This window comes from Streptomyces sp. NPDC005820, from assembly GCF_040630255.1.
Taxonomy (GTDB): Bacteria; Actinomycetota; Actinomycetes; order Streptomycetales; family Streptomycetaceae; genus Streptomyces.
The window spans coordinates 1-8,459 of record NZ_JBEXXE010000104.1; the positions used below are offsets into that span (position 1 = coordinate 1).

Annotated in this window: 7 protein-coding genes and 1 pseudogene; 5 read left to right on the forward strand and 3 right to left on the reverse strand. The window is 69.0% G+C overall.

Annotated features, from left to right (window positions below):
• The 3 genes from ABZ464_RS51595 to ABZ464_RS51605 all read left to right on the forward strand — a co-directional run.
• Window positions 1-486 (forward strand): alpha/beta fold hydrolase (locus ABZ464_RS51595; protein ID WP_359289904.1); only part of this gene is annotated, 486 nt, incomplete at its 5' end.
• A 106-nt stretch (window positions 487-592) separates the two neighbouring features.
• Window positions 593-2,266: a CocE/NonD family hydrolase gene (locus ABZ464_RS51600; RefSeq protein ID WP_359289906.1), complete on the forward strand. Its 1,674-nt coding sequence runs from the start codon at window positions 593-595 to the stop codon at window positions 2,264-2,266.
• Between the two features lie 1,233 nt (window positions 2,267-3,499).
• Window positions 3,500-3,832 (forward strand): hypothetical protein, encoded by a 333-nt coding sequence (locus tag ABZ464_RS51605; protein WP_359289907.1) that lies wholly within the window; start codon window positions 3,500-3,502, stop codon window positions 3,830-3,832.
• Window positions 3,833-4,060: 228 nt separating this feature from the next.
• On the opposite strand, the gene ABZ464_RS51610 is transcribed toward ABZ464_RS51605, so the two are convergent.
• The gene (locus ABZ464_RS51610; protein WP_359289908.1) at window positions 4,061-5,158 is read right to left on the reverse strand and encodes an NmrA family NAD(P)-binding protein; all 1,098 of its coding nucleotides are present in this window, start codon (window positions 5,156-5,158) and stop codon (window positions 4,061-4,063) included.
• A gap of 171 nt (window positions 5,159-5,329) precedes the next feature.
• Complete coding sequence (locus ABZ464_RS51615) at window positions 5,330-6,208, reverse strand: alpha/beta hydrolase (protein ID WP_359289910.1); 879 nt, start codon at window positions 6,206-6,208, stop codon at window positions 5,330-5,332.
• 431 nt (window positions 6,209-6,639) lie between these two features.
• Between ABZ464_RS51615 and ABZ464_RS51620 the strand changes: the two genes are divergently transcribed.
• Window positions 6,640-6,897, forward strand: coding sequence for a hypothetical protein (locus tag ABZ464_RS51620; protein ID WP_359289912.1), 258 nt, complete (start codon window positions 6,640-6,642; stop codon window positions 6,895-6,897).
• Window positions 6,898-7,552: 655 nt separating this feature from the next.
• Here ABZ464_RS51620 and ABZ464_RS51625 read toward each other — a convergent pair.
• The gene (locus tag ABZ464_RS51625; protein ID WP_359289914.1) at window positions 7,553-7,846 is read right to left on the reverse strand and encodes a hypothetical protein; all 294 of its coding nucleotides are present in this window, start codon (window positions 7,844-7,846) and stop codon (window positions 7,553-7,555) included.
• 130 nt (window positions 7,847-7,976) lie between these two features.
• On the opposite strand from ABZ464_RS51625, the pseudogene ABZ464_RS51630 reads away from it, so the two are divergent.
• A pseudogene (locus tag ABZ464_RS51630) lies at window positions 7,977-8,459 on the forward strand (transcriptional regulator); the annotation flags it as partial.

Genomic DNA, 8,459 nt, shown 5'->3' on the forward strand with positions numbered 1-8,459 from the left:
CGCGTCAGACGCGTCGTCGCGGTCAACGCGTACGACTTCCAGGGTGGAATCGCCCGCTCCAGCCTCCTGGCCCGTGTGGTGGTCAGCGGTGTCCTGGCGCCCGGGGTGGGCCCGGCGATCGCCGGTGTGGAGCCCAAGCCCGCCCTCACCAAGATCCTCCAGGGCGGCCTGGGCGACAAGAGCGCACTGCGCGAGGACTACGTGGACGAGCTCCTCCAGGTGGGCCGCCGCCCCGGCTACCCGACCGTCGCCCGGGGCGTGTACCAGGCCCTGCCCAGCCTCATCGCGGCCCGCTCGCGCTACCCGGAGGTCAAGGCCCCCATCCACTTCGTCTACGGCGAGAAGGACTGGTCCCGGCCCTCGGACCGGGAGGCCAACAAGCGGCTGCTGCCCGCCGCCGACTTCACGCAGGTGCCGAAGGCCGGCCACTTCATCGCGCTGGAACGGCCCGACGTACTGGCCGACGTGCTGAACGCGGTGGCCTGAGCGTCCCGAGACCGCCGGGGTCACCCCCGATCGGGGGTGTCGCGGGGGTGGAGAACCGATCAACCATGTTCTCGCGAAGACGTCGTGGCAGGCAAAGGAGCAGCACATGACGGAGATCCGGATCGAGTTCGACGTACCCGCGGAGATGCGTGACGGCACGGTGCTGCGCGCGGATGTCTACCGGCCCGGCGGCAGCGGGCCGTGGCCGGTCCTGCTGAGCCGGCTGCCGTACGGGAAGCAGATGGCCCTGGCGATCGCCATCCTCGATCCCCTGGCGGCGGCCCGGCGTGGCTTCATGGTGGTCCTCCAGGACACCCGAGGCCGGTTCGCGTCCGAGGGTGAGTGGGAGCCGTGGACGCATGAGGAGAGCGACGGGTACGACACCGTGCGGTGGGCTGCCGCACTTCCCGGCGCGGACGGCTCCGTCGGCATGATCGGCGCCAGCTATTTCGGCAACACCCAGTGGATGGCGGCGCTGGCCAAGCCGCCGGAGCTGAAGGCGATCGCGCCGATGGTCACGTGGTCCGATCCGGACGACGGGCTGTGGACGCGCGGCGGCGCGATCGAGCTCGGCATCACCGCGCCGTGGACCCTGATGATGGGTGCCGACGCGCTGATGCGCCGGCACGGCACCGACCCCGCCACGCTCGTCGGCAGCCTCGGCAGGCTCGTGCAGGATCTCGACGGCCTGGCCGGCGGAGGCTACGGCGAACTGCCCGCCGGGCACTTCCCCGCGTTCGTCCGGCACGATCTTCCCGAGCTGGGCCATGAGCGGTCCCGGCGCGAACCCGAGTGGGCGCGGGCCTGCCGGGTCGAGGGCCGCCACGACGAGGTGGACCTGCCCACCTTCCAGGTCGGCGGCTGGTACGACATCTTCACCCAGGGCACGCTCGACAACTTCACCGCCATGCGCCGCGCCGGCCGCTCCGCCACGCTGGTCATGGGCCCGTGGAGTCACGCCAACCAGCAGCACGTCATCGGCGACGTCAACTTCGGGTTCGCCGCGAACTCCGCCTTCATGGGCATGCGCGGACCCCTCAACGGCCTCCAGCTCGACTGGTACCAGCGCACGATCGGCGACGGCGAGCCGCTGGAGCCGGACACGGGCAAGGTGCTGCTGTTCGTCATGGGCGTCAACCAGTGGCGCGAGGAGACGGAATGGCCCCTGTCGCGGGCCGTGGACACGGACTTCCACCTGCGCGCGGACGGCCGCCTGACCCCTGAGCCGCCGGCCGCCGCCGAGCAGCCCGAGGAGTTCACCTACGACCCGATGGACCCGGTGCCCACCACCGGCGGGGCGCTCCTGCTGACCGACGAATTCCGTCCCGGCCCGCTCGACCAGACGGCCGTGGAGGCGCGCGAGGACGTCCTCGTCTTCACCACCGAACCGCTCACCGAGGACCTCGAGGTGACCGGCCGCGTGCGGGCGGTGCTCTTCGCCGCCACCGACGGTCCCTCGACCGACTGGGTGGCCCGCCTGTGCGACGTCGACGAGAACGGCGTATCGCGCAATGTGACCGACGGCATCGTGCGGGTTCGGGAAGCGACACCGGGTGAGTCCGCCGAGCACGTCGTGGACCTGTGGTCGACCAGCATCGCCTTCCGGGCAGGGCACCGCATACGCCTCCAGGTCACCTCCAGCAACTTCCCGCGCTGGGACCGCAACCTCAACACGGGCGAGCCCGAAGAGAGCGCGACCACGGCCCGAGCGGCCCGCCAGCAGATCTTCCACGACCCCGCCCGGCCCTCCCGCATCGTCCTGCCGGTGGTCCCGGGCTGACAGGGACCGGCGGGAGGGCCGGGCGGCCTTTCGGGACACCTACCACGTCAGCTCCAGCAGCCCCAAAAGCGCCCCGGCTCGGCCTTTGCTCAACCTCGCCGGCTGGCGTCTTGGCTAGCAGGACCGCAACGCCGCTAAGGAGTCAATGAGTCCTCGGCAGTTGACCGGGTACGCCATCGGATGGTTCGGGCAGGCGGACTGGAGGTTCCGATCCTCAAGGGCGGCAGCGGGCCGCTGGTCCTCTGCCTCCACGGCTTTCCCGACCATGCCGCCGGCTGGGCCGGGCTCTCGACCGCCCTGAGGAGGAAGGGTATTGGGCGGTCGCGCCCGCACAGCGCGGATACTGGGGCGCGAGCAGGCGGATCTCATCGGTCACGAGCTCGGTGCTGTGGCGGCGTACGCGGCAGCGAGCCTCGACCCGACACGTGTCCGCAAGCTGGTCGGTATGGCGGTTCCCCAGGGTCCTCAATTCCTGGCCGCATTCGTGACTGACGGCGACCAGCAGCGACGCAGCTGGTACATGTTCGGGCTTCTACCGCCAGTTGTTCACGCCCCTCAACGGACAAGGCGGCCGGAACCCTGGAAGCCCGGGTGAGCCGTGCCGTCACCGTCCCGTCGCTCTGCCTCCATGGGGCTGACGACAACTGCATATCCGTGGAGTTGAGCGACGGCTTGGCCGCCGTGTTCACGCACAGCTTGGAACGCATCGTCGTACCCGGCGCAGGGCACTTCCAGGCCGAACGTGAGCTCCGCAGGCTCCGGATGTCGCGCCACCGGCGTCGTACGCCACCACCGCCAGCCGGCCCGGGCTGTCGTGGTTCGACGCAGTACCCACCACCTGTGCCGAGAACACGGCCCTCACCGGTTCGATCGACGAGCACATCGCGGTTGACCCGCCGCACCGGCGCCACCTGGTAGCTCGGGGCGATGACCAGCGCGGACGGCCGCCTCACCCAGGAGCCGCCGCCGGCCGCCGAACAACCCGATGGGTCTACCGACACCTTCCGCCCCGGGCCGCTCCACGGAGCGTCTCGGCTGCGTACCGTCGGGGGCCGGCCGTGCGCTGCGTCGTTCCGGACTGGGCGAGGCCGGATACACCTGCGTGTACCTGCACCACGCCTGGACGGCCACGCCGCTGGCCGAGTTGTGGCAACACGTCCAGCCGGCGGTGGTCGTCGCGTTCGGCAGCCTGCCGGCCGACGCGACCGGGCGGAAATCCCCCTGCTCGACGGCGTGTTCACACCGGACGCCACCGGCCTGACCGGACTGAACCAGGAAGACATCGGACGGCTGCAGATCGAGCACCTTGAGGCGCAGGGGCACCGGCACATCGGTTACGCCGCGCTGGACGACCCCCGAGAGCGGCCCTTCTTCATCGGCGCCGACGACCTCTCCGTGAGCTCGCTCGGCGTACCGGCACCGACCACCATCGGCATGGACCTCACCGCGGCAGCCGGCAATCTCACCGCCGGCATCCTCTCGACGGTCGGCGTTCCGGCTCCGGCAGCACCGAGTCGGCCTGTCGTGGGCGACATCCTGGCGCTCATCCGGCGCGAGACGACGTAGCCGCGGTCGTGAACGGCCTTGCCGTGAGATGCCCACGGTGCCCAAAGCCGACAGGCGCCGCATCGATGCGGCGCCTGCTGGTCAGCGGTCAGAGGGGGCGCTGTCCGAGAGGATCTCGGTACTCACGCCGCGCGCGCCCCGCCGCTGATCTGCACGAGCCGAGGACGACTACGGTTCCCGGGATGGGCGAACCGCGATTGATTCCGAGCGCACCGCGGGACTGTCCGTCTACAACTTGCCCGTCCTGAAGTCCGCGCTGCTCTTGAGGACCGCGGAGTCCACCGTCCAGTTCTCCGCCTGGACCCTTTCCCAAAGGCTCCCCTTGCCCGATTCCCTGCCCAACTGGTCCTCCCGACGGAACCACTCCTCAGCCGTCCTGATCCTGTTGGGGTGGATTTCGTCGAGCAGGGCGTAGTCCCTGGTGATGATCCCGTGCTTCCACACATTCCAGAAGCCGGTGAAATTGTCACGGAAACTCATGGTGCTCTTGTCGTCGGGGTCGGCGTTGTATCCAGCAGGGTGGTCGGCGATCCCCGTCAGGTCCGGACTGCTCCAGTACGCGTCCAGATCGGTGTCGACATACCGCGCCGGGTGACCGGTGACCTTCTCGAACGCCGCGGCCATGTCGGCATAGGTCATGTGCTCGATGGCGACTTCGAGGTCCATGCCATTGGCCCGTTCCGGGTTGTCGAAGAGCCAGCGGACGTAGAAGCCGCAGTCCTCCAGCGCGACGTGCGGGACGGCACCCTCGCCGAGCGGGACGCGCCAGGTGACGACGCCGTCCTCGACGGAGGGCGTCATGGGCGTGAGCGGCGAGATCACCATCTCGATGTAGGGGCCCGACGTGAAGACCGCCGCCCCCATCCGATCCCTGTTCTTCTCGTTCTGGAACAGCACCCATTCGGCCATGCGGCCCTTGCCGTCATAGTGGCCGGTGCGGAATCGGGAGTCGTACCCCGACTTCTTCAGGGCGTAGTCGAGATTTCCGTAGACGAAGAACTTGATGCCTTCCTCGATGGCGATCTCATACGTACGGATGGCCCAGTAGGTCTCCGTCTTCTCGCCGGTGTTGAACCCGTCGATGTTGATGAACGCCCCGTCGCAGTCGCGGAATCCTTCGCGCAGTACGTCTTCGTCGGCGAAGGTCCCTTCGAGGATGGAGACGTTGCCGAGCGCGACAAGTTCCTGGGCCCGGGGGGAACTGGCGTCCCGGGTGAGGACCTTGACGGAGTACTTCTTGTCGGCGACCAAGGCGCGGACAACAGGCATCCCCTGTGCTCCTGTGCCGCCGATGACGAAGATGGAGGAGGTGGCGTGAGAAGACATGGTTATTGACTCCTGAGTTGTTTGTGTGAATTTGGAAACCGTTCAGTTTCCGGCACGTTCTACCGATCTTGGCCCGGTTGTGCCGCTGTCTGCCGGCGCCCGCGCCTCTACAGGCTCAGGTGGATGACCGGGGCGGCCCCGTTGGCCGCGCGGCTTTCAGCGCCCTCGCGGTCATGCCACCGCGTTCAACAGGTCGGCCACCACCTTCGGCCTCTCCAGTGCGATGAAGTGGTCCGCTCCCGGCACCTGCGTGAAGTCGGCGGCGGGAAGCAACCTCTTGTTGGCCTCCCGGTCCGATGGGCGGGACCAGTCGTTCTCGCCGTAGATGAGGTGGACGGGAGCCTTGACCTCGGGGTAGCGCGAGCGGGCCGCGATGAGGCTGGGCATGTTCCGGTACAGAGCGCGGGCGACGGTCGGGAAGCCGGGACGCCTGCCTGACCGGAGAAGCTCGTCCAGGTAGTCCTCCCGAAAAGCGGTCTTGTCGCCGACGCCGCCCTGCAGGATCCGGCGCAGGACGGGCTTGGGCTCCTGCTCGGCGATCAACTTGCCCACCCCCGGAGCGATGATCCCGCCGATCACCACGCGTGCGAGGACACTGGACCGGGCGATGCCGTCCCGGTAGTCGTACGGGTTCACCGAGACGACGCGCCGTACCCGCTCCGGCAGATCGGCCGCGGCGGTCAGGGCGAGCACTCCACCCAGGGATTCGCCGACCAATGTCACGTCGTGGAGGTCGAGTTCGGTGAGGAGTCGCTCGACGCCCGCACGCAGCGCCGGCTCTTCGTAGGACGCCCCGGGGACGATCTCGGAGTAGCCCATCCCCGGCAGATCGAGGGCGTACACGGTGTACCGGTCCGCGATCAACGGGATGAGGGAGCGGAAGTGCTCGGCCTGCGTGCGCAGAGTGTGCAGCAGGACCAGGGGGGCACCGGTGCCCGCCTTGAGGTAGCGCAGGGTTCCCTCGCGGCTGTGGCGTCCTGCGCGCGGGGCGATGGTGTGGCTGGTGGTCCCCGGAATGTGAATCGTGGGACGTGGCTCCTGGTCCGGCATATTTCCGTTTCCTTGCGTGAACTGCGGATGGGTGATTCAGACAGGTCGAACAGGCAGGGCGGCGCGCGGCCACGACCCTCGCGCTCAAGAAGTTGGTCTCAAACTCGCGGCGTACGTCCGTCGACCGGGGAGTCCAGGAAGGGGTCGCGGGCCATGACGTACGCCCAGCGCCTCGCCGATACCCCGGCAGCCACCGGCGACGAAGACGTCCACGCCTTCAAAGCGGTCATGACCACCTCCACAGAATGGAAAACCGATCGGTTTCCTCCACCGTAAACCGATCGGTTTTCAAGCGCAAGCCCACGGAAGAACCCGGCTCTCGCGTCCCACTGGCCGAACTCGGTCAGATCCGCGATCGGACGGCGTCCGGACGTCGCCGGGCCAGAAGCGCCCGCCGGTGCGGGCCCAACGGCCGGGAGCCGGTGCTGGGGGTGATCGGGGACCCTGCGGCGGGCACGCCGGTCGCGGTCGAGGCCGCGTTCGGCCGGGGCTGGCTGATCGAGCTGCTCCAGGACCACGGCTTCGACGCGCACATGGCGCATCCGCTGCAGTGCAAGGCGATTGCCTCGGCCCGGAAGGAGAAGGCCGATCCACGGGCGAAGGCCCTGCGCACGCTGCCCGGTGTCGGCCCCCTTGCCGCTGTACCGAGCGTCCTCCGGCGACCAGGGGCTCACAGAACAGCCCCCTGACCAGCATTTTCACAGAAGTCCTTCCGCCTGGCAGAAGCCACCTTGCCGAGCCACCGCAACCCTCAGGACCCTTGGTCCAACCACGGCAAGCGGGGCGACGGCGCCCCGCCGACAGGGACGGGAAGCCCATGCCTCACACCACCGCATTCGCCAGGAACCAGTGGTACAGCTAGCGCAACTTTCTGACCTGCGCTTATGTAGGGGCGATGAGGCTGTGACCTGCTAGGACGGGTTGCAGAGGCGTACGGAGGCAGTCAGAGGAAACCGCTCTGATTCGACCCCGGTTCGACCCGGGTCACTCGGAGGCAGCCAGAGGCATCAGCCCCTGAACCTGGCCTTTGGGGACCCGAGTTGGTCGGTGTGGATCACGGGTGAGCGACTCTGACGGCGCTCTGTTTCGATCTCGGTCGAGCTGCGATGGGGACGCCTGCCTCCGCTCGGGGCCGGTCGTACGAGAGCCTCCAGGACGGCCATCCTGGGGACCTTGCCGGCGCCGATGGAGGTCGGTTCCGGACACTACCCGTGGTTTTAGCGGGCCTGGGTGGCGTCCACGTCTTTGCGAGACGACCCCACCGTGCCAGAAAGCACCCACCAGCCACTCCCCCAACCACACGTCACCCATCTCCGCGGCCCGCTGGGCCTGTCCCGACTGCCGTCAGCTGCGGCCGATCTGATCCTGCTCGGCGACCTCACCGGCCGCTACGCCACCGGCAGTTACAGCCGACTCGCCTCCGACAGGCGGACCGTGATCCTGCGCGGGGACCGCCAAGGCGCGGCCGAACACGGACACCGCATCACCGCGGCCATCGCCTGCCACGTCGCCCGCGCCGGCGGCAGCGCCGACCAGCTCACGCAACTCCTGCTGCACCGCGCATCTGAACTTCGCCGAGATCGCCGGCGGCCCTCTGCACCACGCGAGCGAGCGCCAGACCGCCGAAGAGGCGGGCATCTCCCGCACGACACTGCGGGCCGTCTACGACACGGTCCTCAAGCCGGGAGGCTGGCTTCGCCGCCTGCGGGTCGGCCACGGCCGGGAGGGTTCGACCTGGTATCTCGCCCTGGGCAGCGCTCCGTCTCGTTTGTGGACCACTCAGTTCCCCCCCGACCCGGCACTTGAGGAGTGGACCACCCCTGAGACGGCCACGACGGCCGACATCGACTCCACCGTCCTCGCACGTCTGATGGGCCACGACGCCTTCGCCTATCACGGCCTCGGCACCGCCGCCCTCGTGATCATCAGCGCTCTGCACTCATGCCAGGGCCAGACGGCCGACGAGCTCGTCGGAACGTCCTCGGTCTCCCGCGCCACCACCTACCGGACGCTGAATCGCCTCGCCGACCACGGCCTCGTCCAGCACACCGGAGAGACCTGGGCCCTCGCGCCGCGTGCACTGGAGGGCTTCGGCATCCACCTCACGGACGCCGACACCGGCCACACCACAGCGCCGGCACAGGGCTGGGACAAGGTCGCCGAGCAACACGGCACCTGGGGCATCGCGGCCCGGCGCAAGGCCCTGCACACGGCGGAGCGAAGGGCCTACCAGGAGGTACTGGACCGGTTT

Coding starts and splice junctions, on each gene's coding strand:
- ABZ464_RS51600 (WP_359289906.1), top strand. CDS start 593: ATGACGGAGATCCGGATCGAGTTCGACGTACCCGCGGAGATGCGTGAC.
- ABZ464_RS51625 (WP_359289914.1), bottom strand. CDS start 7,846: ATGCCCGCCTCTTCGGCGGTCTGGCGCTCGCTCGCGTGGTGCAGAGGG.
- ABZ464_RS51610 (WP_359289908.1), bottom strand. CDS start 5,158: ATGTCTTCTCACGCCACCTCCTCCATCTTCGTCATCGGCGGCACAGGA.
- ABZ464_RS51615 (WP_359289910.1), bottom strand. CDS start 6,208: ATGCCGGACCAGGAGCCACGTCCCACGATTCACATTCCGGGGACCACC.